This window comes from Algoriphagus halophilus (assembly GCF_041729275.1).
Taxonomy (GTDB): domain Bacteria; phylum Bacteroidota; class Bacteroidia; order Cytophagales; family Cyclobacteriaceae; genus Algoriphagus; species Algoriphagus halophilus_A.
Window position 1 is genome coordinate 75,326 of the sequence record NZ_CP146486.1, and the last position, 26,270, is coordinate 101,595.

Below are 26,270 nucleotides of genomic sequence, written 5' to 3' on the forward strand. Positions count from 1 at the left end.
ACCATGAAAAAGCTAGTAAAATTAATTCTATTTGGCGGAGCATTTGGTTTAACAACAGGTTTGACTTTTGCCCAGACCCAATCAAGAGGAGAAGTAACTGATCAAGAGTTTATCATTCGTAAGGACCGCGTACTGACTGTTCCTGTCCAGCCGAGAGTTTATGAAAAATTGCCAGTCTTACCTCAGCCCAAAGGATTGGCAGATTTTAACTATCGGGTAAACAGGTATCCATTGACTCTGGAACCTTTGGTTTTGGAAACTACACCTATCCAAAAACCTTTTAGGGCCCCACAACTTGATTTATTCCCTGGGTTTTTGAGAGTAGGGTATGGAAATTTCGCCTCTCCTTTATTGGAGGCTAGATACATGGGGACAGAAGCCGATATAGTCAACTTCTCCTTGAACTTAGGACATCAAAGTTTTGGAAAGGGACCTGTGCAAGGGGAGGAATCCAGTGAAGCGCATACCAATTTTGGAGGAGATATCAGTTATTTCGCAGATGTGTTTGAATTGTTTGGGGGGATAGATTGGAACCAGGATCGCTATTCATTTTATGGGGTAGATCCTGTGAATTTTGAAAATCCAGAATTTGAAATTCCTGACAATGTTTTTACCTCCTTTTCGGTAAAAGCTGGAATCAGGGACATTGAAAAAGTAGGGCCATTTTCTTATGAAGTACAGGCAAGCTATAGAAACTTTAATGACAGCTATATGGCTCGTGAAAGTGAAATAGGAGTGTCTGGTTTAGGGAAGTTTAGACCAAGTGAGGATTGGAAAGGTCAAGTGGGAATTTCTTACTACACCACCAATCCTGAAGATTTAGATTATGCTCAAACAAGAACTTATTTGGGGATTCGGCCTGAGATAGAATATACTACAGGGGAATTTAGAGTCTCTGCAGGTTTGAATATCATTTCAGAAAATGATTCCATTGAGGATAAATCCAGTGATTTCAGAATTTTCCCAAACCTGAAAGCTTCCTATCAGTTTGCTGAAGAATTTGGATTCTTTGGAGAATTTTCCGGAGATGTAAAACGAAACACCTATTTCAGTTTCGTGAATGAAAACCCTTATCTGGGGCCGAGCGAGCAACTGTTGAATACTATTCAAAACTACAAGGTAGAAGGAGGAATAGAAGGTCAATTTCAGGAGGCATTTCATTATCGAGCGGCAATCAATGTCAGTCGATACAATAACCTGAGCTTTTTTGTGAATAACTATACCAATAATTTGATGACCACCGATTCTTCAAGGTTCAGTTTGGTATATGATGATAAGAGTACCGTTTTCAATATTAATGGAGAGCTAGGGTTTAAATTCTCAGATGTCTATTCTTTGGGATCAAGGTTAGACCTGTATCAATATGATTTGAGTACGCAAGCTGAAGCCTGGCATAGACCTACTTGGGAATTACGGGTAAATAACCAGGTAACCCCTGTACAGGGACTTTTGGTCCAGGCGAATTTGAATTTTATGGGTGGGTTAAAAGCGAGAGGAAATGATTTGAGTGATATTGTGGGAGAATTTGGGCCCTATGAGGTCGTGAAGTTGAAAACAATCGCCGACTTACAATTGAAGGCTGATTACCAAATCACGAATAGATTTGCTGTTTTTGCAGAAGGAAATAATATATTGAATGGGAAAAACACCCGCTGGTTAAATTACCCGGTAAGAGGGATTCAATTAATTGGTGGAGTTTCTATGAAATTCTAAGAATGTTGCATGTTAGGGTTGGGGTTTACCCTCAATTCTTTTAGTTTCGTAGCACTCAATTTGATTATGCCGGAAAATTCTTCTGAAAATAGACAATGGACTGACCCAAAAGATTTTGGACTTCCTTATGTGGAAGTAACTCCAATAACTCCTTTGGGCGAGGAAATAAAACTTCCTGAAAAGGAAGAAGAACAAGTGGTGACGCTTGCTGCCGACAACCATTCTCAAGAAAAGTCTATGCAGGAAACTGAACCTGCAAAAGAAGAAGTAGTACCTACTCCAATAGAGGAAGTTAAAACCTACTATCCAAAAGAGGAAGATGTAGCGCAACAACCAAAGGAACTTGCTCAAGAAAAGCGAGTCACTGCTGAACCTGAAAAGAAGAAGAATTCTTGGGTAGTAGCAGTTGTAATTATTGCCCTTTTGGTAGTTTCGGTAATCGTTTGGCAATTAATGAGCCAAGGAAACGGTCCAAATACCCCAGGAAATCAAGTAGCCCTGCAACAATCCCCATCTGAAGTACCTGTGGAATCTCAGGTAGTTCCAGAAAATACACCAACTGAAGAAATTCAAACCCCTGAAAATCAAGATTCTATTCCAAAATCCAATTCTTCTTTGGAAGAACCTGTGGAAACTCCGCAAACTGGTACAACTATTGATCGTACTGTTGCCGAGAAGTTGATCAGAGTAGAGAGTAGAGGAGAAAGGCCACAATATTTTATTGTGGTAGGAAGTTTGCCAAATGAAAGGATGGCACTTTCTGAATCTACTCAGTACCTAGATCGTGCAAGTTCAGTTTATCTGATCTTACCATACGAAGATGTGAAAAACTATCGTTTGGCAATAGGGTCCTTTACAAGCTTTAGGAAAGCCAGTGAGGAGCTCAACGCGATCAAAGATCAATACACAGAAGCTTTATGGATTTTGAAATATTAATATGATTCTACTTCAAACCCTTTCTGTTGCCGATTCACTGGCAGCAGCGGACAGCCTTGCGGAAGGTGCTACAAAAGAAAGTATCGGTTTATTAGATCTTTTGATCAAAGGTGGCTACATGATGGTGCCCCTCTACCTGTTATTTATTTTGGCAATCTTCATATTCTTTGAACGATTGATTACCCTAAAAAAGCTTCAAAAACTCCAACTTCCTTAATGGATCAGATTCGTGTGTTAGTACAAGGAGGAAAAATAGAGAAGGCAAAAATGCTTTGTGCCAGTGAACATACTCCGGTGGCGAACATGATAGCCAAGGGGATAGAGCGCATTGGAAGCCCTTTGAAAAACATTGAAGTTTCTATTGAGAATGTGGGTAAAATTGAGATTTATAAATTAGAGAAGAATCTCAATCTTTTGGCAACCGTTTCTGGAGCTGCCCCAATGATTGGTTTCTTAGGTACGGTAGCTGGGATGATCCAAGCATTTATCGCGATTGCTCAGGAAGAGGGAATGGTCTCTCCTAAATTGTTGTCAGAGGGGATTTATGAAGCCATGATTACAACCGCAGCTGGATTAGTGGTAGGTATTATCGCTTATTTAGGGTACAACTACCTTGTTTCTCAGGTATCCAAGTTGGTTCATAGTATGGAATATACTACCGTAGAGTTCATCGATTTACTACAAGATAAGTAAGATGGGATTACAGTCTAAAAATAAAGTTGATCCGGCATTCAGCATGTCTTCTATGACAGATATTATATTTCTGTTATTGATCTTCTTTATGCTTACATCCTCTTTTATTACTCCTTCAGGTTTACCAGTTAATTTGCCTTCTAGCGAGACTTCAGACATCGTGATGCAGGAAGTTTCCGTTACAATAACCAAGGACTTCAAATACTCGGTAAATGATAAAATCGTTCCGAGGGAGAATATAAAAGCAGAATTAACGACCTTGTTGAAGGATAAGAAAGGGCAAGTTGTGTTGCATATAGATAAAGAAGTACCCGTTGAATATTTAGTTGAAATTGGAGGCATTGCAGCCGGACTGGAAGCGAATGTCTCTATCGCTACTAAACCATATTAAATAATGGAATACTGGGACGCAGATAAGGAAGAATCACAAAGCAAGAAAAGGGCATGGATAATTACCATTGTCTTTAATGCTTTGCTTTTGGTTGCATTCTACTTTATTGTGGTTTGGAAACAACCGGTTCCACCCTTACCAAGTTTTGGTTTGGAATTGAATTTAGGATTTACCCCAACGGGATCCGGGGAACGTGACAGTCCAAATGCACCTTCTGAAATACCTACTCCTGTCAAAGAAGCTGCTGCTCCAGGAGAAATTGCAGAGAAGGCGGTTACCAAACCTGCTACCCCAACCCCAAGCCCTAAAACAGAGGTGGCTAAACCAAAAGCACAAACTCAACCAGCGGTTAATAAAGCGGTGACCACTAAACCTTCACCTATTAAAGGGGAAGAGAAAGCAACAGAACCTTCCAAGAAACCAGAACCCGCCAAAACAGAACCTTCAAAAACAGTGACCACACCCGCTAAGGCGGAAGCAGAGGAAACCACTCAGAAGGCTCCTGAAAAACCTAAAGTAGATCAACGAGCTATTTTTGGAGCTGGAGGAACTTCTGGTAAAAGCACTACGCCTGCATCTGGTGGTGCCCAAGGCTCTTCCAATGAAAAAGGTGATGAAGGGGATCCCAAAGGAACGGTGGATGGTAGAGCCATCATGGGGACCGGTAGTGGGAAAGGGACCAATCCAGGGAATGGGGTAAGTTTAGACCTTGCAGGATGGGAGTTTGGAAATAGACCGAATATCAACGACCGAGTTTCCACTCGAAATGGTCGAATTGTTTTTAAGATTACCGTGGATGATGCAGGACGTGTCGTTCAGGCGGTTCCACTGGAATACAATGTGTCAAATGAAGTGCTTGCTTATTACAGACAAGTAGTAAACCAGATTTCATTTAAAAAACAAGGTGGCGCGGCTGCTGACTTCTCTACAGGAAAAATCACCTTCATTATCAAAGTGGACTGATCCATGAATTACCAGGAGACACTGGACTACCTGTTCAATGCGTTACCCATGTTCCAAAGGGTAGGGGCCACGGCCTTCAAAAAGGACTTAAGTAATACCATCTCATTATGTGCCCATCTTGGGCATCCTGAAAAGAAATTTAAATCCATCCATGTGGCAGGAACCAATGGAAAGGGAAGTACCTCCCATTCTTTAGCTTCCATTTTCCAAGCTGCGGGATATAAAACTGGACTTTATACTTCCCCCACTTAAAATCCTTTACAGAACGGATTCGGATAGATGGATTGGAGATTCCAGAAGAAATGGTTGTTCAATTTGTAGCAGAGAACCGGGACTTTTTAGAAGCGTTAAAACCTAGTTTCTTTGAAATGACAGTTGGAATGGCCTTTTGGTATTTTGCGTTGCAACAGGTAGATATAGCCATCATTGAAGTAGGTATGGGGGGAGGTTTGATAGTACCAATGTCATCAGGCCGGAAGTTTCTGTCATTACCAATATTGGTTTTGACCATATGCAATTCTTGGGAACTACCTTGCCTCAGATAGCGGGAGAAAAAGCTGGCATTATAAAAAATGAGATTCCGGTAGTGATTTCTCAGACTCAACCTGAAACAACACCGGTATTTATTGAAAAAGCAGATGGTACTGCTTCCCCCATCTTTTTGCGGATGATTGGTGGAAGGTTCACAAGAAAGGGACTTCCTTAGGCTTGGCAACCTATCATGTAGAAACCCTAGACCATTCATTTGAAGTTCAACTTGACCTTCTGGGGAATTACCAGCGCTTTAATCTTCCGGGAATACTCGAAACTGTTTCACAAATGAAAGATCAGGGTTGGGAACTTAGTCAATCGGCTATTCTAGAGGGATTAAAGACAGTAACTACCCGGACAGGCTTAAAAGGGAGATGGCAAATACTAGGAGAAAATCCTTTGATCATTTGCGATACAGGTCATAATGAGTCAGGAATCCAAGAAATTTTGGAGCAACTGAAAAGTTATGAGTTTTCCCAACTTTGGATGGTGCTAGGAATGGTCCAAGATAAAGATATTTCTAAAGTCCTAGCCTTGTTGCCTAAAGAGGCAAAATATGTTTTTTGTGAAGCGGTTATTCCAAGGGCCTTGAAAGCAAATTTATTGGCTGAGAAAGCCGTGGAACTGGGCTTGAAAGGAGAGATAATTCCAGATATTAACGAAGCCTTAAGATTTGCCAGAAAAAATGCTGCAAAAAATGACTTGATTTTTATCGGAGGGAGTACTTTTGTGGTCGCGGAAATCGAAGACCTATAAATGAGCAGAAAAAAACTTGTTCGCTTCAAAGAAAATGAAGAGAACCCAAACGTAATCCAAGATGGAAAAGCAATTTTTGAATCCATCAAAGGAAATTGGAATGAGGTTCAGTTTAAAAATACAAATCCTATTGTGGTAGAATTGGCCTGTGGAAGAGGTGAATTTACTGTGGGTTTGGGAAGAGTATTCAGAGACCAAAACTTTATAGGGGTAGATATCAAAGGAAGCAGAATCTGGAAAGGAAGTTCTACCGCTACAGCAGAAGGAATTCATAATGTGGCGTTTCTCCGAACTCAAATTGAGCTGTTGGATAGATTTTTTGCAGAAGGTGAGATTTCTGAACTTTGGATTACATTTCCTGATCCCTTTCCCAGAGATGGGGATGAGAAAAGAAGATTAACTTCCCTAGATTTCTGGATATGTACAAACCCCTATTGAAAAAAGGAGGGACTGTTCATTTTAAAACCGATAACACAGGCTTGTTTGATTACTCTTTAGCCCTTTTTCAAGAAAAGGAAGACATCAACCTCTTAGGTTTTACCCACGATTTCTATGAATCAGAATGGAAAGATGATCATTTGGGAATACAAACCCGCTACGAGAAGATGTTTTCAGAAAAAGGAGAAAAGATCAAATACTTAAAATTCCAATTTAAGGATTGATTTCTACCTTCTGAACCTGTTGAAGGTAGAGTGCATTCAATACTTTTTCCAGTAATAATTCTGGGTCAACGGGTTTCGTCAAGAAATCATCCATTCCAACAGATCTTGCCTTGATTTTTGATTGGTCTGTGGTATCGGCAGTAACGGCAATGATCGGTATTTCCTGATGGATAGCTCTACCTCTTCCGTCTCGAATGGCTTGAGTCGCTTCATATCCGTCCATTTCAGGCATTTGTAAATCCATTAAGATCAAATCGAACTGAGCAACTTGAAGCTTTTCCAAAGCTTCCAAACCATGGTTAGCAAAATCCATATTTATTCCTTTCCATTTTCTTAACATGGATTTTATCACCAATTGATTTACAGGGTTATCTTCTACCACCAAGATTTGACGCCCTTTCAATAATTTTTCCGCTTCTTTTTTAGCCAATTCTATTAAGTTAGACGCTGTTGTTTCAACTTTTTCAAAGTTTAACTGAAGGGTTACTTGTGTTCCTTCTCCGGGTTTACTGTTTATTTGAATCTCGCCCTTGAACAAATTCACCAATGCTTTTACAATGCACAATCCAAGACCAAACCCACCAAACTTTCGCTTATCATCTAATTGTTGCTGAATAAAGGACTCATAAATCCTTGAAAGTTTTTGTGGTTCTATGCCCACTCCAGTATCTGTAATTACTATGTTCAGATGGATTCTATCCTCCTTGTCTTCGATTTCAGCAAATTTTAATTTCACCTCACCTTGAGGAGTAAATTTTATTGCATTGTCTAGAATGTTCCCAATAACTTGCCTAAATCTTCCCGCATCACCAATCATCCTTTTTGGAAGAGGAGCATCTTCCTCATAGATAAATTTCAGACCTTTATCCCGAGCTTTTTGAAAGGAATAGGCTTTAATCTCCTGGATAAGTTTAGGTAGGTCAAAAGTTTTGTGGTCTAGGATCAATTCCCTTTTTCAATTTTTGAATAATCCAAAATATCCTCTATACTGGACTATAGAGAGGCAGATGAGTATTTAATGACTTCAAGGTTTTCTTTGATTTTTAAGTCAGTAATTTCATTCATTATACTTTGAGATAAACCCATGATCGCATTCAAAGGAGTCCTTAGCTAATGACTCATATTGGAAAGAAAGTAAGATTTGATCTGGTTGCTTTCCTCGGATTGTTGAAGTGCAATGGCCTGCATCCTTCTTTTTCAGAGTTTAGGATGCGGATTCTATTAGCCATCGATAGGGATAAAAACAGAATTTCAAAACCTGTACCTAGTTTGGCAGCATTTTCAGTTAGAAAGGAGTTTTCGATTAAACTGAAATTGTTCAGGATAAAAATCACAAACCCAATAATTAAGGAGGTAATACCTGCAGCAAAGAAAAGGTCAACAGGATACTTGGTAAAAAAACTTACAAGGACGCCTATTAAACAGAGGATGATCAAGATCAAGCCGATGGCATTTGCTGCAGGATAATAAAACGTCCTTCCTGCATCTAAGAAAAGTATGGCTAACAGCAGCATTAAATTCAGAGCTAAAGCTAACTGAAAGATCAAATTCAATTTTTTGAAATATGGTTTAGCCTGATAAATACTTGGGTATATCTACCAAATAAGAACGTGGAAGTTGCTGCAATAAACAAAAGGCTTCTATCATATAACCACTCCTGTCCGCCATTGGTGAATTGATATATAAATCCGTCCAATGAGGCATGAAGCAAAGCAATGGAAGCTACATAGAGGGCATACAACAAGAAACTTTTCTCTTTAATCCCGAAATAGAAAAACAGATAAGTTATTCCAGCCAATGCAAGAATTCCATAGAATGCTCCAAATATCAACTGATCAAAATAGGATGTTTGGATCAAAGAATTGGCGTCGTGCAGTAGGATTGGAAGGTTAATTACCTCGCCGTCACTTTCTAGATATAAAAAGTTGTCTAGCTTGGAAGAGGCTTCTAGTATTATTGGAAATATAATCTTACGGTGGTTAAATGGCCTTTTATCTGCCTGAATCAGGTCCCCGCTTTTTTGTATTTGAACTTGCCCGGAAGAGTTTATGGAATAAAGGTTTGCAACATCAGTAATAGGCCTGGCTACCTCTAAATAATATTCTTTAGTTTCTGAAGTAGGGTTTTCAATTGGGAATTTCACCCAATAGTTGGAGTTGGTAAATCCTAAATTTGAATTGGCACTTGGAAGGCTTTTAAAGTTATCGTCCAGGGAGCCTTTTGAAATTGAATCAAAATCAATCTGATGGTGACCTAAATTCAGGATTTTTGATTGTTGATGAAGGGATTTCTGAAGGATGTTTGGGATTTGTGCAAGAACTTAGGGTCAGGATAAATCCTATTAATATGAGAAAGTAATTTTGATTCATAGGGTGGTGGGGTGAAAACTTCAGTTACAACATGAACGGAGTACCCAATGTTATTGGATTGCTATAACTGTTTTTGACCTTCAAAAAAGGTGTTTTTAACTACGGATTACCTGTCTCCTAATTTTAACTTCGATTAAAACTGTATAAAAAAGTAGTTCTAAATAGTAAAGCCCCCATCCGCGGTAATGATGGAACCCGTGGTATAAGAAGAGCCTGGAGCGGCGAGGAATAAGGCTAAAGCCGCAATCTCTTCTGTAGTCCCCAGTCTTTTGATGGCCAATTGTTTCATCATATAAGCCATTATTTTTTCATTGCTCCAAAGTGCTTCAGAAAACTTTGTCTGTATGATGCCTGGACAGATGGCATTCACCCGAATCTTGGAATCTCCCCATTCCCTTGCAAATACCTTGGTCAAGGATACCAATGCTGCTTTGCTGATGCTATATACTCCCAAACCCGGCTCAGGGGAAATTGCTCCAATGGAACTAATATTGATTACTGATCCGGATGAAGATTTTCTAAGATGGGGAAGCAAAGGTTACAAAGTGCAAAAGCTGCTTTGACATTCACATCCATGATTTTGTCAAAAGCCTCCAAACTCGTTTCATGGATGGGACCAAAAACTGGGTTGGTTCCAGCATTGTTTACCAAAATATCCAATTGGCCATAAATGGCCACGGTTTTATCAACCAGCAATGGGAGCTCTTCCATATTCCCTACATTACAGGCAATGCCTGTTGCCTCGTACCCTTTCCCTTTCAATCGGGTAGCCTCCTCATCTAGTTTATCTTGCTTCCTGCTACTCAGCACCACTTTTGCACCTGCAGCAGCAAAAAATTCTGGCAATAGTCAGGCCTATTCCTTTACTAGCCCCGGTAATTAAAGCGACTTTTCCATCCAGAGAAAAAACCTTAGATAAATCCATAGTTTGAGAGGTTTTAGAGTAAACCTTAAGTTATAAAAAAATGAGATTTGAGAGCCATAGGACGGGAATATATCGGTAGTTTTAATAAAAAATAATTGAATTAAACCCATATCCTCATGAAAGAAGTCATATTCGAACAAACAGGTAAGCCCTTAGAGGTATTGAAGTTGCAGGATGCTCCCGTTCCAAATCCAGGTGAAGGAGAAGTGCTGATAAAAGTAACCGCGAGGAATATCAATCCTGCAGACATGATGTTTATTCAAGGGTTATATGGCATTCAACCACAGTTTCCAAGTAGTGCAGGATTTGAAGCCTGTGGAGTGCTGGAATCCTCTGGATCGAAGTTGTCCAAAGGAACGCGAGTACTATTTTCAACGACAGGTACCTGGAGAGAATTTTTGGCACTTCCAGAAGCTTCCTTGATACCTATACCTGAGGGAATGCCGGATGAGGTAGCAACTCAGGCGATAGTGAACCCAATGACGGCTTATTTGATGATCGAAAAGTCTGGCTTGAAAGCGGGTGAATGGTTGTTAATCACCGCTGGAGCTTCGGCTTTCGGTAAGTTTGCCATACAGCTCGCCAAGAAAAAGGGATCAAAGTAGCTTGTACGGTCAGGCATGACGAGCAGAAGGAGTTATTGAAGAAATTAGGAGCAGATCTGGTAGTCAACACGGAAAAAGAGAAACTGCAGCATGTGGTCCCAGAAAATACAGAGGGTGGAGTGCATGTCGTGTTTGATGCAGTAGGGGGACTATTAGGGGCAAAAGCCTTAGCTTCCTTGAGAAAAAATGGTTTAATGATGGTTTTTGGGAGCCTAAGCCTGGAGAATATCCCTCTAAATAGTGGATTGATGATTTTTAAAACTCTTCGAATTGAAGGGTTTTGGTTGACAAGTTTAATGTCAGAAATTGGACCTCAGGAAAGAAATAGCGCATTTCAACAGGTGTTTGAGTTTTTGATGAACCACAGTTCCCAAGTTGATGTTGCCGAAAAATATCCTTTAGAAGAGTTTGAGAAGGCGATCAAAGCCTATGAAAAAGCAGGAAGAAATGGAAAAATCCTTCTGATTAGTTAAATTCTTTCAAATAAGTTCTGCTTAAAAAAGGGATTGCCCATCTTTGTGTTTTCATAAACCAAAAATCAAGAAGGAATGAATTGGGATAAGCTGGATTTAGAGCTCACCGAAATTGTAGAAAAAGAAATCAACTGGCAGAAATGGATTATAGTGATTCCAATTATGATGATTTGGAAGAGGAGCTTCATGATTTGGAGGATGATTTCAATGCTGATTATGAAGAACTCCTAGAAAAAGAATTGGAAAAAATTTATGCTGTGTTGAAGTCTGATACGGATATCTTACTTCCTACTGCATACTTAGCTAACAAATACAAGCCATTACTTCCGGATGCTAGAGGAATTGTGAGTTATGAGGTAGTAGGGAGAGAGGGAGTTCCTATCGAATCTGATCAATTTGATAGACAGGATGTAAGATTGGTTTTAGTACCTAATCCTGCAAGGTTTTTGATGATCATCAACGGAAACCCGTTGAAAGTACTTTGGAGAAGTAGATAATCAAATCATTGATAATAAAAGCTTTGAGGCCCGGTTTTGTCCGGGCTTTTTATGTTATAAAGCTTAAATACAAAAATAGTTAAATTTGAACTATGAATTCAAGAAGAGTAGTCATCACAGGTATGGGAGCATTATCTTCCTTGGGAAATGATGTTGCCAGCAATTGGGAAAGTGCCAAAAATGGAAAAAGCGGGGCCTCGACCATTTCTTATTTTAATGCCGAAAAATTCAAAACTCAATTTGCAGCTGAAATAAAGAGTTTTGACCCTAGTTCAAGATTGGATCGAAACGAAATCAAACGAGCAGATTTATATACCCAATATGGTCTTTTTACCGCGGCAGAGGCCATGGAAGACGCAGGATTGGATATTTCATCACTTGATTCACCCTTTGATGCGGGAGTGATTTGGGCAACCAGCCAAGGTGGGTTGAACACCTTCGAAAAAGAAATGCGGGACTTTGTAGAAAATGATTCTAATCCCCGGTTTAATCCATTTTTCATTCCCAAGTTTTTGGGAAATATGGCTTCGGGGTTGATTTCTATGAAGTATGGAATGATGGGTATTAATTATGCCCCAGTATCCGCCTGTGCTTCCTCAAATAGTGCCCTCATGGATGCTTACAATTATATTAAATGGGGAAAAGCCAAAGTGATTTTAACTGGTGGGTCTGAAGCTCCGATAAGTGAAGCTTCAATCGGTGGTTTTTCTGCCTTAAAGGCACTTTCTACCCGAAACGATAACCCTTCAGCAGCTTCTAGACCCTTTGATATGGAAAGAGATGGTTTTGTCATGGGAGAAGGTGCGGCTGCGTTAATCCTGGAAGATTATGAGCATGCCAAAAAAGAGGAGCAAAAATCTATGCTGAGGTCGCAGGAGCTGCCATGACTGCAGATGCCTATCATATGACCGCAACACACCCGGAAGGTTTGGGTGCTTATCATTGTATGAAGTTTGCATTGGAAGAAGCTGGTTTAAATATACAGGAGGTAGATTATATCAATGCACATGCTACTTCCACCCCTTGGGAGATGTAAGTGAAACCAAGGCGGTTTCTAAGCTTTGTCAGGGAGAAAAAATAACATGCATCTATCCGCTACAAAATCCATGACAGGGCATTTATTAGGTGCGGCAGGAGCAATTGAAGCCGTATTTAGTGTAAAGGCAATCAATGAAGGTGTGATTCCTCCTACTATCAATACAGAACAATTGGATCCGGCTATTCCATCAGATATACAAATCGTTTGTCAGCAGGCCTTGGAGAAAAAGTAAAAGTGGCCTTAAGTAATACCTTTGGTTTTGGAGGGCATAACGCCTCTGTGGTCTTTAAAGAATTCAAGTAAAAACAAAAAAGCTGCTTCTTAGAAGCAGCTTTTTTGTTTTTATCTAAAACCTAATTTTTCTCTAACTTTTTCCAAAATAGGTCCTCCAGTAGCTTTGGCTTTTTCCTCTCCGGCAGCAAGTTTCTTCTCAACCTCCTCTGGGTTTTCCATGTAATAGTTGAATAATTCCCTTTCCTTGCTGTATTTGTCCAAAATCAATTGCATGAATTCTTTTTTGGCATGTCCATACCCATAATTGCCTCCAAGATATTTTCCCCTCATTTCTAAGGTTTGTTCTTCTGTAGCAATCAGGCTATATAATTTAAATACATTGCATGTGTCGGGGTCTTTAGGCTCCTCTAAAGGTGTGCTATCTGTCACAATGCTATTGACATTCTTTTTCAAGGCTTTTTCAGGAAGAAAAATGTCAATATAATTATTGTAGGATTTGCTCATCTTTTGTCCATCAGTACCTGGAATAGTTTTGACCACCTCATCAATTCGGGCTTCTGGGATGGTCAAGATGTCTTCTCCCATCAGTCGATTGAAAGTAGAGGCGATGTCTCTGGTCATCTCCAAATGTTGCATTTGGTCTTTTCCTACCGGAACCAAGTCAGCAGAATAAAGAAGGATATCGGATGCCATCAAAACAGGATAGGTGAAAAGTCCTGCATTGACATCTGACAGTCGCTCTGATTTATCCTTGAAGCTATGCGCATTGGCAAGCATGGGGTAAGGAGTAAAGCAGCTTAAATACCATGTCAATTCGGCAACTTCTGGTCTTCTGGATTGGCGATAAAAAACCGTATTGTCTATATCAAGCCCAAATGCCAGCCAAGCAGCGGCAACTGCTAAGGTATTTTGTTTTCTAAGCTCTCCATCTTTAGAACTTGTCAATGAATGAAGATCTGCAATAAAGATGAAGGATTCTTCTTTGTTTTGCTTTATCAGTTCAATAGCCGGAACAATCGCTCCTAGGATGTTGCCCAAATGGGGTCTCCCGCTACTCTGTATGCCTGTCAGTACTCTTGCCATTTGTTTAATTTTGGCGCAAATTAAGTAAATCAGGATATAATCCATTTGAAATTATGCGTTAATTGCAGCATGAGTAGCATTCGAATTCCACTTCTAGTTATAGGTTTATTTTCTCTATTGACACAATCCGTTCAGGCTCAGGAAGCTGCAGTTCCAAGACTGATTTGGAAAGTGAATAAGGTAGATTTGGGGACTGTTTTTGAAGAGCAGGGAAAACAACTTGCAGAATATGAATTTACACATACCCAGGATTCACTATTTTTTATAGAGGATGTATGGACAGATTGTGGATGTACGACAGTTGACTTCACCAAGGATACTCTGGAAGTCGGGGAAGTTGGAAACTTGCAGGTGTCATTTGACCCATCTTCGGCAGCCGGTTATTTCAATAGAATGATCATTGTTAAAGGAAACCTTCATAACACCCAGGATACCTTGTATCTGGAAGGTACAGCAATACCCTATCCAGAAGACCCGGATAAGATTTATCCTATTAAAATTGATGGAATTGGTTTCCGATTACCAAAATTGAATATGGGCGAGGTATTCAACAATGTCCCCAAAGTAAAAATGTTGGAGATTTATAATTTTGGAGAAGAAAATTTGTATGCAGATAGCTTGAAATTTAATACACCTGAATACATTCAACTTCTACAAATTCAGGAGTTTATCAGGCCTCAGGAAAGAGGGTTGATCCAAGTTTCTTACGATGGGGCTTTAAAGGGGGAATTAGGATATGTGGAAGATCAATTTGCTGTATCATGGGACTCTTTGTCTGTGATTCCGGTTTCAGTCATTGCAGAAGTCTTTGAGTATTTCCCACCATTCTCTAAAGAGGAATTGCATTTGGTTCCTCAGCTGGTTCTAGGAACCAAAGAAATTGACCTGAAAACCATTTCGGCAAATACCATCCAAAATAGGTCTGTAACCATTTCAAACAAGGGACAGCGTGACTTGGAAATCAGGAAAATCCAAGGCAATTGTGATTGCCTGAAATTGGAAATTCCAAAGACCGAATTAAGCCCAGGGAGTCTGTAGAACTTCAAATCACCTTTGATCCAAAAGGTAGAAAAGGGATCGATCAGAGAAATATTTACGTATTCAGCAATGATCCGGTAAATCCCGTTCAACTATTTATATTAAAAAGCAAAGTCGAATAGAAAAAGTCAGTCTTGAAAGAAAATCATTAAATTGACTTGTTATTATTTGCATTGGGCGAATAGATCAACTGTACATTCAAATTTTTGATTCTTTATGCTAAAAAGAATTTCTATTCTATTCCTATTTTTTTGGTATGTATCTCTGCTCAGGCTGGTGTAAAATATGCTTCTCCTTCTGGAAATTCTTCAAATTCAGGGAATGATCAATCCAACCCTTGGAATCTATCCTATGCCTTGGGGGTAGGTTCCCCGCTGGTAGCTGGAGATTCATTGGTTCTAATGGATGGAATTTATGAAGGGAATTTTGAAAGCTACCTAAATGGGACTGGTTCCGATCCAATCATTGTGGTTGCTCAAAACGATGGGATGGCAACTATTGATGCGGGTAAAAATCGAACCAATGGCACTGGCCTTCTAATTTATGGATCCTATACTTGGTTTGTAGGATTGAAAGTCACCTCTTCCACAACCCTTAGGAGTTCGGATGCAAGTAATGGTTTTGCAGAAATAAAGGATGAATTAGGAATTACAGTATTGGGAGACCATATCAAAATCATTAATTGTTGGGTTTATGATATTGTCGGTGGGGGGATAGAGTTATGGAGAAATGGTTTCAATAATGAAGTTTATGGATCCATTATTTTCAATAACGGTTCACAAGGTGATACCAGAGGAAATGGGCATGGATTCTATGTGCAGCATCAGGATGAAAACCAACCCAAAATCCTTGAAAACAACATAGTTTTTCAAAATGCCTCTCAAGGAATAAACCTGTACACTACTAATCCTGAAAATAAAGGGGTGAAGGTCATCCGAAATGTATCTTTTAATACAGGTGTAATAGCAACAGTAAATCTAACGGTGCATCGGCCTCCTCATAACTTTACGGTGGGTTCGAGAAACAATCTTAGTTCTGAAGTTGTCGTGACGGACAATATTTTTTATAGGGATTTGCAAGGTTCAAGATTAATGGCTGACCAAGTTAGAAATGTGACGCTCGGGAGGACCTATATGCCTAACGAGAACATTAGATTTAGCGAAAACCTGATATATGGAGGAGGGAACTTGTTAGAAATTCTTCCACTAAATAATATAGAAATACGAGCCAACCGTTTTTTCAATGTTCATGGTAAGTTCTATGCTGTGTTGGGTGATAAATCTTCATTTCCCAATGCCAGCTGGAATTCGAATTTCTATTTCAACCTAAATAATCAAGACAAGCCTTTCAATGACCTCACATTTGGGGATTGGAAAAACAATTTCGGTTTTGATTTAGAATCACAACTATATACCAATCCAATTCGGACCAGGAAGTTTTGATTACTCAAAACAAATACGATCCCTCCAAATTTTATGTCACGGTTCTCAAGTTTAATACTAACCCTGAAGCACTTGTCGATTTTTCTGAATTTGGTGAGCTGAAAGGAAAAAACTATGAGATCATAGACTTTCAAAACCCATTCGACCCCACTCAAAAAGTAGAGGGAGTCTTTGGGGAAAATACTATTTCATTTCCTATGAATTGGAATAAATCGATGCAGCCGAATGGGAATATGCCCTATGGGGTCGTACATACAGATGCTACATTTGGTACTTTTTTGATTCAATTCAAGACTTCAGAAGAGCTACCTGCTCCAGTTTTTAAAGAGGAAATCAGATTATCGTTAGCAGAAAATGGAATGGCATCTACAAAACCTTCAGATTACTTCATTTCCGGATATTCAGATGCCTATACGAATGATTTTTCCAGAGAATTGAATTTTACCTGTGCGGATCTAGGATTGAATGAAGTGCAGGTTAAAGTAAAATCAGAAGGAGTTGTCAAATGGGAGGGAACAGTAAAAGTTACTGTACTTGATGAACTTAAACCTGAGCTTACCTTACAGGAATTTCAGGGAACAATTGATGTCACTTTGAGCAATAACTTTGAACTAAAACAAGAACACATTGCTGCAGGGGTTTCAGATAATTGTGGGGAGAATTTAGAGATCACATACAGTCCTAAAACGATTGGTTGTGAGGATTTTAATATGCCTGTGAAAGTAGAGGTAACCGTTAAAGATCAGTCTGGAAATACCACTACTGGAAGCACTGTTGTTACCATTGAAAAAAAGAAAGTAGGAAAGTGAGCCTTAACGGACCTGGTACAGCCACCATTGGATCCGAGGTGCTATTGGAATTAGGCTCTGAATTTGATTATCAAGTTATTGGATGGTATAGAGGAGAGGAATTAATCTCATCATCCGCTACCAAAGTGATTTCCATTAAGGAGTCAGGTGTCTATTCAGCACTTCTTCTGCCTGTCAATGGATGCCCTGTTTATTCCAAAGTAAAAGAAGTGGAGTTTTATGAACCCCCACTACCGGTGAAAAGCCTTATCCTCCCTTGAAGGAGCTCATTGAATTGGTTTTAAATGAAAATGGTGTAGGGGAACTTTCTATAGCTGAGTTATTTACAGCTAACTTGCCAGATGGATTATCAGTGATACTTAATCAAGAACGGTTTACCTGTGACAATTTAGGAGAGCAACAAATTGTAATCACCATTGAAGATTTGGAGGGAAATGTATGGAAAGAAGAAATGAGTGTAAACGTTCTGGATCTGTTGCCTCCAATTTTGGAAACAAAAAACCTAGAAGTTGAACTCGATTTAAGTGTGGGTTCATTGATTTTGGAGGCAGAGGATTTTGTTTCAAATATTGTGGATAATTGTGGCATTCAGGAACTAAGCATCAACCAAGCTGAATTGACTTGTGAGTCGGTTGGAAAAGAAATCCAAGTTGAACTTAGAGCGTTAGATGTTTCAGGAAATGTAACAGAAAAAACCGCATTGGTCTTTGTAAAGGGGATAACCAGTAAACCGGTAATCATTTCAGGCCCTGAATCTATTTGTTCAGAAGATACAAAGGAAATTTCCTTGGTTAGTGAAGCTGCATTTGAGGTGGTAAGATGGAGAAGAAATGGAACTGAAATCCAAGGAGAAAATGGAAAATCCCTGGAGATTGAGGAGGGTGGAGTGTACCATGCCGTGATTCGATATGAAGGAGGATGCCTTGCAGAAACTGAAAAAATTGAAATACCAACCTTGGAGAGACCAGCTGGGGAGATTTTGGAAGATGGAAATGTATTAATTGCCCCTGATGGAGATTTTGAATACCAATGGTATAGAAATGGAGACCTGATGGAAGGGGAAACGAGTTCCACTTTAGAGCTCAACCAGATGGGCTTGTATACAGTAGAAATTACCAATTTAAATGGTTGTACATCTACGTTAGGACCAGTTGAAATAACTATTTCTGGGGTAATTGGTGGAGTAATTGTCTCTCAGGAATTAAAAATCTACCCTAACCCCGTCTTAGATGAGGTTGTTTTGGAGACAATAGGTGATGTTGAATTTATTCCTGATACTTGGAAAGTTCGAGATACCAATGGAAAAGAGGTGAATGCGAATATTGCCCTAATCAGTCAAAACTCCTCGAGAATTGTCTTGGATTTAAGGAGCTTGGCTAGTGGCGTCTATATGGTGGCCATAGAAGGAGAAGAAAAGCAACTTTTCTTAGGAAGAATTTTAAAAATTAAATAGAATATAATTTTTTTTAGCGTTGGGTTGTAGCGAATTAATTGGGGGATTCGTTTGGTTTAAAAATAATATTTATACCAAAATCAACCTTTTATGAAATATTTGTTCAGTTTACTATTGCTAAGCTCTTTCTTATTTTTTCCTGCGGTGGGAATGAAGAAGATCCAGTCCTTAAAGTTACCTATGAAGTGATCACTACCGGTGGAGCAGAATGGTATGGGGAGTTTGATGATGAAAATGGGGAAAGAATCAATTCTTTTGACTTGAATTCAGGCTTACTCTCAAGTGGCTGGAAATATGAATTTGAACCGAAAGTTTCTCCTATAACTTTGACCATTCATGGCACCACAAATTGTCCAACCTGTGGGAGTGATTCTCAGAGATTAAATTCTGAAGACATCACCGTTAATATTTACATCAACGATAAGTTGGTTCAAACTGAAACAAATACCTGCCGGGAATGTACGATACCACCAATCAAAGGGATGGCAACAGCTTGGATGAAATTACCTGAGGAACTGGAGTAGAAAAATTAAAAAAGCTGTCTCATAAAGCTCCTGATTTAGACTGAGAGAAGTCGTAGTCCATTAGATAATAGAACCTCATTTCAACTACGCTCTTTTTGACAAAACCAATGAATGAGACAGCCTCTCAAATTATTTGAAAGCAGGAATCCCTGTGATTTCATTTCCCAGGATCAGCAAATGAATATCGTGCGTTCCTTCATAAGTGATTACAGACTCCAAATTCATCATATGACGCATGATTGGGTATTCACCAGTAATTCCCATTCCTCCATGGATCTGTCTCGCTTCTCTGGCGATTTGCAGTGCCATTTCCACATTATTTCTTTTGGCCATGGATATATGCACTGTTTTAGCTTTCCCTTCATTCATCATTTTTCCAACTTTCCATGCCAATAGCTGAGCTTTGGTGATTTCAGTCAGCATTTCAGCTAGTTTCTTTTGTACCAATTGAAAGCTTGCGATGGGTTTATCAAATTGTATTCTTTCCAACGCATATTTTCTAGCAGAATCATAGCAATCCATCGCTGCGCCAATAGCACCCCAGGCAATTCCGAATCTAGCCGAATCCAAGCACATTAAAGGAGCGCCCAAACCTGACTTATTTGGCAATAAGTTCTCTTTGGGTACTTTGACATTATCAAATACCAGTTCGCCGGTACAAGAGGCTCTTAAGGACCATTTATTGTGAGTAGTAGGAGTAGAAAAACCTTCCATTCCACGTTCTACGATTAATCCATGGATTCTACCTTCCTCATTTTTTGCCCATACGACCGCAATGTCTGCTTCTGGGGAATTGGAAATCCACATTTTTGCACCATTTAAAAGGTAATGGTCTCCCATGTCCTTGAAGTTGGTCACCATCCCACTTGGATTGGAACCATGATCTGGTTCGGTTAGGCCAAAGCAACCTAAATATTCTCCTGAGGCCAGTTTTGGCAGGTATTTTTTCCGTTGTTCTTCCGAACCGAATTTATAAATAGGGTACATGACCAAGGAGCCTTGAACTGAAGCAGTGGAGCGCATTCCGGAATCTCCTCTTTCAATTTCTTGCATGATCAATCCGTAGGATATATAATCCAATCCTCCACCTCCATACTCTAAAGGAATTTGTGGCCCAAAGGCTCCGACATCACCAAATTTTTTGACGATTTCACTGGGGAAATGCGCATTTTGAGCCCAATCTTCTATGTAAGGTGAAATTTCTTTTTTGACGAAATCTCTCATGGAACTTCTGATCAAAAGATGCTCCTCCGTCAATAAATCGTCGATTTGAAGAAAGTCTACTCCTTCAAAAAGGTCTTGCTTTTGGGTTTTTTGGGTTGATTTTGACTCCATAGTATTTTGGTTAATTAGGATGAATCAGTGATTTTTGTCCAGTCAAAAAATTACTGACCGATTCGAAGTAAATAGATTGCTTCCTAAAAGTCTATCTTTTTCAAATAAATTCATCATGCAACAAGATCAATTTGACCCAAAAATTCTAGAAAAAATAGAACAGCTAGAGCAAAAATTCAAGGCTTCGGGTCAAGACATGCTATCGTACTTGGAAGGGCTGTTATATGCAGATTATCTAACCTATTGGGAATACATCAATTTGGATGTGCTCTTATCTTTGCAGCAGCCGAAGACCTCCTTTCATGATGAGAAAATCTTTATCATCTACCATCAGATTACAGAACTTTATTTCAAACTGATCATTTCTGAAATGGAACAAATATCCATTCAGGAACCGATAAGTGATGAGTTTTTTAGAACCAGATTGGAAAGGATCAATATGTATTTTGATCACTTGATCTCTTCCTTTGCTATGATGTGGAAGGGTATGGAAAGAGAGCAATTCCTCAAATTCAGAATGTCTCTATTACCTTCCAGTGGTTTCCAATCTGCCCAGTACCGTGAAATTGAATTGATGGCTGCTGATGCATTTAATTTGGTGGCATTGAAGAATAGAGAGGAGCATGATTACCATTCACCTGCAGATGATTTATTCGAACACTTATATTGGCAACAGGGTGCTATAGAACTAGCCACGGGGAGAAGACGTTGACTTTGAAAAACTTTGAGATAAAGTACGGTAAAAAGCTTAAAGAAATAATTGAATTATACAGGCGTAAGAATCTGTGGCAGAAGTATATAGATTGTGCTGATAAGACAGATGGATTGAAAGAGGCTATGAAGCAATTCGATTTAAAAGCGAATGTTTTTTGGCCATTGGCACATTACAAATCTGCCGTTAGATACCTTCAAAAGGATCCTGTTGATATAGCAGCTACAGGGGGAACCAATTGGCAAAAATACCTTCCGCCTCGTTTTCAAAAGGTGATTTTTTATCCTGAACTATGGACTGAGGAAGAAAAAGAAGAATGGGGAAAAGGTTGGGTGGTCAAAGAAATTTTTGGAGATGATACTCCTGGGAAATACTAATAAGGTTTGAATTAATGAAAGGGAATCCACTTGACAAAAAACAGAAATATCATCCCGATATTTTATTGTTTTTATGGTTGATTCCCTTTATTTCTGCCTTTAATTATTCCTTGACCTATTCCAATATTCAGTGGAATGGCTTTTTGTTGATGACCTATACCATTGATACGGTTCAAGGGTATCTTGCATGGTTATGCGTCCGATGGATGATCCTTTTTTAGATCAAAAGGTCCCTTATGAACCTAAACCTTTAAAAAGAATACTCATACAGATTTTTTACTACAGCAGCCGGATTGACTTTTATTATCGTTACTACTGAATTGATCAGTCTTATAGTTAAAGGAGAATCCGCCCATATTAGTTTTTACACCCTTGATGTATTGATTATTAGTATCTGGTTTTTTGTAATCAATGGCATTTACATAGGACTTCATTACCAACATGCTTTTCGGTCTATTCAAGCGGCACAAAAGGATTTGAACGATGATTTTATTGGTTTTCAGGTACGACAGGGGAAACAAGAGTTTTTGATCAAGCCTAAAGACACTGCTTTTCTCAAAGTAGAAGATCAATATATTCTTCTTGGAACTAAATCTGGAAAAAATTATTTGCTTGATGGAAGTTTGGATACCTGGGAAAAAATAGTGCCCAAACAAGAATTTTTTAGGCTGAACAGGCAAACTCTTATTCATCGGGATATGGTAGAGGGATTTACCAAGCTCGAAAATGGAAAATTGCAAGCTCATGTTTTTGGAACTGAGGAATCTCACTTGGAATTGGGAATTAGCCGGATCAAAGCTCCCTTATTTAGATCTTGGTTTTTACAAAAATCCTGACATTTCATCCATATATTTCCTACATCTCAGCAGTAAAATGGGCTTTAATCTACATTTTAAGCTGATTTTAGGGTAATCTTGTTTACTCGATTACAAGCCATGAAAAAGCCATTCCTTACTCTTTTATTCCTAGTTTTATTACCATTCCTTGCAGTTAGCCAAACTGAAAATCGGAAGGATTATCGAAATTTTCCGCTGACTTTAAGCATTCAGTTTCATGCATTTTCTATGCCTTTTAAAAATTTCAAAACCAATTTCCAAAACATAGGAATAGGTTTAGGAACGGAGGTCAGTCATAGTTCTAAACACAATTGGGTACAGGAATTCAGTTTGATTTGGGTTAGAAACAAAACCATTGGTAATGGATTGTTTTTAACTCAAACCGCTTGGCGTCCTTATTTATCCAACCCAGTATTTGGGGAGTTTAAAGCTGGGATTGGCTATCATTTGGCTTTCCGACCAAGAGATTCTTTTAAAATGGTCGATGGAAATTGGGAATCCGTTGGTAAGAAAGGAAAAGGAATGTTAGCAATACCTCTGGGAATAGGATTGGGATCGAATCACTATTCGGAAAACATCTATTCTAGCCCATTTATTAATTATCAGTTTATGCTTTTAAAAGGATTTAATAAGACGGTTCCCATTATTCCTGAAACGCTAATTCAACTTGGGACGCGTACTCACTTTAATTCCCAAATCCAATGAGAAAATTGCTGTCAATAGTTGTTATGGTTTGGTTGCTGCTTCCCGTTCATTTTTCCATTGCCCAAGAAGAATCAGTACTTCTATGTGATCATGCAGTAGAAACAACGGTTCAGGATAATTTTGGTGGGCTGGAAGAAAAAATGAAACAATTGGTAGCTGCAGGGGTGCCAGGATTTGTGATTGGTGTAGAATCTTCCAAAGGTTCTTATTACGGTGCGGCTGGGCTTGCCCAAATTGAAAATCGCGTTCCTATGGGAATTTGCCATTTACAGTACCTTCAAAGTATCTCAAAACTATACTTGGCTGTTTCAATTCTTCAATTCCATGAAACTGGAGCTTTGGATCTTGATCTGCCTATTTCCAATTATCTTCCTTCGGAATTGGCAGCTTGGGTGGAAGGTTCTGAGCGCATGACCGTTAGAATGCTATTAAATCATACTTCTGGTATTCCTGAATACAATTACCTACCTAATTATATTTCGGTTTTATTGCAAAGTCCTGAGCATGAGTTTATTCCTGAAGACTATATTGAATTGATAAAGGGAAAAGAATTAGATTTTGAACCAGGGTCAAAGTATTCGTATCGTAATTCAGGCTATGTACTGTTGGCTTTGATGATGGATTTCTTGACAGGAGATCATGCTCAATATATGCAGGAGCATATTTTTGATCAGTTAGGATTGGAAAATACTTTTTATAGAAATGATTCTAACTATTTAACTTATCCTAACCTAGTGAATGGGTATTGGGATAGATTTAGCAATAGAATTATTGAGAATTCTAGCCGTCTACAAATCGCAAATGTTTCAAGATTAGTAGGAGATGATGGAATAGTCACCACCCCCAGAGATGCGATTATATTTCTCCAGGCATTGATGAAAGGGAGACTTATTTCTGAGGAAAGTCTTTCAGAAATGAAGAACTGGGTTTCGGATTCGAATGGAAACCCTGCTTATGGATTGGGATTGGATTATTCTGAATTTGCAGGAGAAAAAGCATTTGGGCACAGTGGAGGCGGTTTGGGTGCAGGAAGTCAACTCTATTATTTCCCAGAAAAGGACCTTTATTTTTTCATGCCATCAATTTGGCAACAGTGACCGATAGTCCGATTCATCAGGATGCAGAACCCATACTAAATGAAATCTATAAACTATTAATAAAGGGTTGAAGGTGGAGGAATCAGAGGCTAAGGGCGAATGGTGCATTAAGAAAGGTAATAGTCCTCATTGGTAATCTTCTTTTTGGTAAATTGGGTGAGGAGATGGATTATCCATCTTTTACTTAAAAGAATAGACCCATGAATATCCTTAAAAACATTAAGCTATCTGAAGAAAGGCCGGGAGTATTGCAGGTTTATAAAACTGATCAACTCAATTTATTTGCAATAGCACTCTGTAAAGGGCAAATGCTCAAAAAAATCATACCAATGTTCCTACTCTGCTTACCATGCTCAAAGGTAGGATTGAATTCGAGATCGAGGGGAAAACCTTTGAATTTGGGGAATTTGACATTTATGAAATCCCTGTGACCGTGGAACATGAAGTCAGAGGGGTGGAGGAGGAAAATATATTCACCTTAACTCAGGAACGATAAGTTCAGGTCAAATCAAAAGTCCTCTTCAAATGACTTGATAGGATAATGTTTCTTTACAAAATTGGCGGCGTTATGAAAGCAAAAATCTTCCACAGCAGTCCTGACCTCATTTAAATCTTTAAAATGGGAAAGGTGTTTTGGGTTGCCCTTCTTTCTAGCCTGCTCGATTTCAAAAATTAGATTCCCTGCAAATAACTCAAATTCCAATACGGTAGGGTAAGGGCTTACAGGATCAATTAAGCCTTCCAAATCTGTACCTATGGTAATGCACTTCCAGATGTGGGGCTTTTCTTCATCACCAAGGTTTTCATTCGCATAGGCACTTTTGACGATTCCCTCAATATTTTCCCAAAGAAGCTGTATACCATTTCTTTTGCTCTCCTTGTCCTCGGCAGTAATGCCTAGTATTCGCTGATCAAAGGATAGTCCAAAAAGACCCTTGGTTTTTACGATCATTTCAATGTCCTCATCACAAAGATTAATATTCCAGGAATTAAAGAGTCCTGAATCATCACAGTAATCATCTACTTCCTTGGGCATTCGTTCAATATGTTTTTCTAAGGAAGAAATCCCAGAATATCCGCAATGAGACCCTATTATTGGTATAATATCGTCTTTTGCTAAGCAAGGCTTAACTATTTCCTCATAATATTCCTTCCTGGCCCTAGCACTCATATGCTTCACATCGATTAGGATTCTATATCCTAATTTTGGGTCTATTTCCAACTTTCTATTTAAACCCAAAAACTCCCTTAGAATCCTTCTTCCATTGTCGTTAAATCCTGCATTTAGATTGACCGACTGATCCAAAAGAGCCTTTCCCTGATCAGGTATTGAATGGGCATGCCCACAAAGTTTATTATCAAAATGATGCGCAAACGTGATGAAGAAAACAGGGGTGGGCCATTGGGTTTTGATGTAATTAACCCTCCTGGAAACTTCAGCGATACTGGCTCGATCGGTTCCCAATGCATGAGCTCCTTCAATCGTCAGGACCATGGTGATTTCGGAGTCATCATCCACGGAAGCCCTCAAATCTTCCCGGGTTTTAGGGATATGGTAGCAGGCATCCTTTGCAAGCATTTCCCTTGGGAAATTATTCCTTCTGTTTTTCTCTGATTCAAATATTCTTCTTGCAAGGCCAGGAGTAAATACCTCATTTCTTTTGATCCGTTTTCCCGAATCCATGGTAACAAATTCCATTTCCCTGTTTAAAGACTCCCAATAATCATAGGCTGTAGATTGGAAATAATCCACGGCATCATCCGGGATTCTCATGTAGGCAGTTTGGATAAAGTCTCTTAAAGGAAGTTTATGCGAAGTTGCAAAGGCGATTAAAAATCGGGTCCACTTGTCTTCTCCGAGTTTTGGTTTGAAGCCTTTGACAAAAGGTTTTTCGAGTGGGTATAAAGAATTAAACGTAAGTCGTAGGTTACCATTCCAAGCTTTTACCAGATCTGTTTGGCTGTAGGAAGCCCCCATTTTTCCCTTGAGGTATCCTTTTCGATTGGACGAAATCACGGTCCAAGGGGTAAATTGACCTTTTCGCTCAAATCTTTTTCGCTGTTCTTGCATC

22 protein-coding genes and 8 pseudogenes are annotated in these 26,270 nt (G+C 39.1%); 23 read left to right on the plus strand and 7 right to left on the minus strand.

Annotated elements, in window-relative coordinates; genetic code table 11:
• Window positions 1-3 precede the first annotated feature (3 nt).
• The 7 genes and pseudogenes from V8V91_RS00410 (at window position 4) to trmB (ending at window position 6,645) form a co-directional block, all read left to right on the plus strand.
• On the plus strand, window positions 4-1,713 hold the full coding sequence (locus tag V8V91_RS00410) for a TonB-dependent receptor (RefSeq protein ID WP_373398272.1): 1,710 nt from the start codon (window positions 4-6) through the stop codon (window positions 1,711-1,713).
• A gap of 66 nt (window positions 1,714-1,779) precedes the next feature.
• Window positions 1,780-2,649: a hypothetical protein gene (locus V8V91_RS00415; protein ID WP_373398273.1), complete on the plus strand. Its 870-nt coding sequence runs from the start codon at window positions 1,780-1,782 to the stop codon at window positions 2,647-2,649.
• 1 nt (window position 2,650) lies between these two features.
• Window positions 2,651-3,342 (plus strand): annotated as a pseudogene (locus V8V91_RS00420) (MotA/TolQ/ExbB proton channel family protein).
• 1 nt (window position 3,343) lies between these two features.
• Window positions 3,344-3,733 carry a biopolymer transporter ExbD gene (locus tag V8V91_RS00425; protein ID WP_074223913.1) on the plus strand — a complete coding sequence of 130 codons (390 nt, stop codon included), beginning with the start codon at window positions 3,344-3,346 and terminating at the stop codon, window positions 3,731-3,733.
• 3 nt (window positions 3,734-3,736) lie between these two features.
• Window positions 3,737-4,696: an energy transducer TonB gene (locus tag V8V91_RS00430; RefSeq protein ID WP_373398274.1), complete on the plus strand. Its 960-nt coding sequence runs from the start codon at window positions 3,737-3,739 to the stop codon at window positions 4,694-4,696.
• 3 nt (window positions 4,697-4,699) lie between these two features.
• Window positions 4,700-5,983: pseudogene (locus tag V8V91_RS00435) on the plus strand (folylpolyglutamate synthase/dihydrofolate synthase family protein).
• Window positions 5,984-6,645 (plus strand): annotated as a pseudogene (gene trmB / locus V8V91_RS00440) (tRNA (guanosine(46)-N7)-methyltransferase TrmB).
• On the opposite strand, the gene V8V91_RS00445 reads toward trmB, so the two are convergent.
• The 4 genes and pseudogenes from V8V91_RS00445 to V8V91_RS00460 all read right to left on the minus strand — a co-directional run bounded on the left by V8V91_RS00445 (window position 6,635) and on the right by V8V91_RS00460 (window position 9,939).
• Complete coding sequence (locus tag V8V91_RS00445) at window positions 6,635-7,591, minus strand: response regulator (RefSeq protein WP_373398275.1); 957 nt, start codon at window positions 7,589-7,591, stop codon at window positions 6,635-6,637. The pseudogene trmB and the gene V8V91_RS00445 overlap by 11 nt on opposite strands.
• 172 nt (window positions 7,592-7,763) lie before the next feature.
• Window positions 7,764-8,159 (minus strand): 7TM diverse intracellular signaling domain-containing protein, encoded by a 396-nt coding sequence (locus V8V91_RS00450; protein ID WP_373398276.1) that lies wholly within the window; start codon window positions 8,157-8,159, stop codon window positions 7,764-7,766.
• Between the two features lie 35 nt (window positions 8,160-8,194).
• A complete protein-coding gene (locus V8V91_RS00455) occupies window positions 8,195-8,953 on the minus strand; it encodes a 7TM-DISM domain-containing protein (RefSeq protein WP_373400832.1) in 759 nt (252 codons plus the stop codon).
• Window positions 8,954-9,171: 218 nt separating this feature from the next.
• Window positions 9,172-9,939, minus strand: a pseudogene (locus V8V91_RS00460) (SDR family NAD(P)-dependent oxidoreductase).
• Between the two features lie 116 nt (window positions 9,940-10,055).
• Between V8V91_RS00460 and V8V91_RS00465 the strand changes: the two are divergent.
• The 4 genes and pseudogenes from V8V91_RS00465 to fabF all read left to right on the plus strand — a co-directional run bounded on the left by V8V91_RS00465 (window position 10,056) and on the right by fabF (window position 12,856).
• Window positions 10,056-10,544 carry a zinc-binding alcohol dehydrogenase family protein gene (locus V8V91_RS00465; RefSeq protein WP_373398277.1) on the plus strand — a complete coding sequence of 163 codons (489 nt, stop codon included), beginning with the start codon at window positions 10,056-10,058 and terminating at the stop codon, window positions 10,542-10,544.
• A gap of 35 nt (window positions 10,545-10,579) precedes the next feature.
• The gene (locus V8V91_RS00470; protein ID WP_373398278.1) at window positions 10,580-11,017 is read left to right on the plus strand and encodes a zinc-binding dehydrogenase; all 438 of its coding nucleotides are present in this window, start codon (window positions 10,580-10,582) and stop codon (window positions 11,015-11,017) included.
• A gap of 140 nt (window positions 11,018-11,157) precedes the next feature.
• Complete coding sequence (locus tag V8V91_RS00475; protein ID WP_373398279.1) at window positions 11,158-11,514, plus strand: hypothetical protein; 357 nt, start codon at window positions 11,158-11,160, stop codon at window positions 11,512-11,514.
• Between the two features lie 92 nt (window positions 11,515-11,606).
• Window positions 11,607-12,856: pseudogene (fabF, locus tag V8V91_RS00480) on the plus strand (beta-ketoacyl-ACP synthase II).
• 39 nt (window positions 12,857-12,895) lie between these two features.
• On the opposite strand, the gene trpS reads toward fabF, so the two are convergent.
• Entirely contained in the window at window positions 12,896-13,870 is a 975-nt protein-coding gene (trpS, locus tag V8V91_RS00485) for a tryptophan--tRNA ligase (protein ID WP_373398280.1), read from the minus strand.
• 69 nt (window positions 13,871-13,939) lie between these two features.
• On the opposite strand from trpS, the pseudogene V8V91_RS00490 reads away from it, so the two are divergent.
• From V8V91_RS00490 to V8V91_RS00515, 6 genes and pseudogenes are all read left to right on the plus strand, one after another.
• Window positions 13,940-15,030: pseudogene (locus V8V91_RS00490) on the plus strand (DUF1573 domain-containing protein).
• An 84-nt stretch (window positions 15,031-15,114) separates the two neighbouring features.
• Window positions 15,115-16,350: a hypothetical protein gene (locus tag V8V91_RS00495; protein WP_373398281.1), complete on the plus strand. Its 1,236-nt coding sequence runs from the start codon at window positions 15,115-15,117 to the stop codon at window positions 16,348-16,350.
• A complete protein-coding gene (locus tag V8V91_RS00500) occupies window positions 16,347-17,159 on the plus strand; it encodes a hypothetical protein (RefSeq protein ID WP_373398282.1) in 813 nt (270 codons plus the stop codon). Before V8V91_RS00495 ends, V8V91_RS00500 begins: the two co-directional genes overlap by 4 nt.
• On the plus strand, window positions 17,156-17,419 hold the full coding sequence (locus V8V91_RS00505) for a hypothetical protein (protein WP_373398283.1): 264 nt from the start codon (window positions 17,156-17,158) through the stop codon (window positions 17,417-17,419). The genes V8V91_RS00500 and V8V91_RS00505 overlap by 4 nt, the downstream gene beginning before the upstream one ends.
• Complete coding sequence (locus V8V91_RS00510; protein ID WP_373398284.1) at window positions 17,416-18,612, plus strand: T9SS type A sorting domain-containing protein; 1,197 nt, start codon at window positions 17,416-17,418, stop codon at window positions 18,610-18,612. Before V8V91_RS00505 ends, V8V91_RS00510 begins: the two co-directional genes overlap by 4 nt.
• A gap of 185 nt (window positions 18,613-18,797) precedes the next feature.
• Window positions 18,798-19,136: a hypothetical protein gene (locus tag V8V91_RS00515; RefSeq protein ID WP_373398285.1), complete on the plus strand. Its 339-nt coding sequence runs from the start codon at window positions 18,798-18,800 to the stop codon at window positions 19,134-19,136.
• A gap of 129 nt (window positions 19,137-19,265) precedes the next feature.
• On the opposite strand, the gene V8V91_RS00520 is transcribed toward V8V91_RS00515, so the two are convergent.
• Window positions 19,266-20,471, minus strand: coding sequence for an acyl-CoA dehydrogenase family protein (locus V8V91_RS00520; RefSeq protein ID WP_373398286.1), 1,206 nt, complete (start codon window positions 20,469-20,471; stop codon window positions 19,266-19,268).
• Between the two features lie 115 nt (window positions 20,472-20,586).
• On the opposite strand from V8V91_RS00520, the pseudogene V8V91_RS00525 reads away from it, so the two are divergent.
• The 6 genes and pseudogenes from V8V91_RS00525 to V8V91_RS00550 all read left to right on the plus strand — a co-directional run.
• Window positions 20,587-21,560 (plus strand): annotated as a pseudogene (locus V8V91_RS00525) (tryptophan 2,3-dioxygenase family protein).
• A 14-nt stretch (window positions 21,561-21,574) separates the two neighbouring features.
• Window positions 21,575-21,781 carry a hypothetical protein gene (locus V8V91_RS00530; protein ID WP_373398287.1) on the plus strand — a complete coding sequence of 69 codons (207 nt, stop codon included), beginning with the start codon at window positions 21,575-21,577 and terminating at the stop codon, window positions 21,779-21,781.
• Between the two features lie 72 nt (window positions 21,782-21,853).
• Complete coding sequence (locus V8V91_RS00535; protein WP_373398288.1) at window positions 21,854-22,396, plus strand: LytTR family transcriptional regulator DNA-binding domain-containing protein; 543 nt, start codon at window positions 21,854-21,856, stop codon at window positions 22,394-22,396.
• 99 nt (window positions 22,397-22,495) lie between these two features.
• Window positions 22,496-23,101 carry a hypothetical protein gene (locus V8V91_RS00540; RefSeq protein ID WP_373398289.1) on the plus strand — a complete coding sequence of 202 codons (606 nt, stop codon included), beginning with the start codon at window positions 22,496-22,498 and terminating at the stop codon, window positions 23,099-23,101.
• On the plus strand, window positions 23,098-24,198 hold the full coding sequence (locus V8V91_RS00545; RefSeq protein WP_373398290.1) for a serine hydrolase domain-containing protein: 1,101 nt from the start codon (window positions 23,098-23,100) through the stop codon (window positions 24,196-24,198). The genes V8V91_RS00540 and V8V91_RS00545 overlap by 4 nt, the downstream gene beginning before the upstream one ends.
• Window positions 24,199-24,529: 331 nt before the next feature.
• Window positions 24,530-24,694, plus strand: a pseudogene (locus V8V91_RS00550) (hypothetical protein); the annotation flags it as partial.
• Between the two features lie 12 nt (window positions 24,695-24,706).
• Here the strand turns inward: V8V91_RS00550 and V8V91_RS00555 are convergent.
• On the minus strand, window positions 24,707-26,269 hold the full coding sequence (locus V8V91_RS00555; RefSeq protein ID WP_373398291.1) for a hypothetical protein: 1,563 nt from the start codon (window positions 26,267-26,269) through the stop codon (window positions 24,707-24,709).
• Window position 26,270 lies beyond the last annotated feature (1 nt).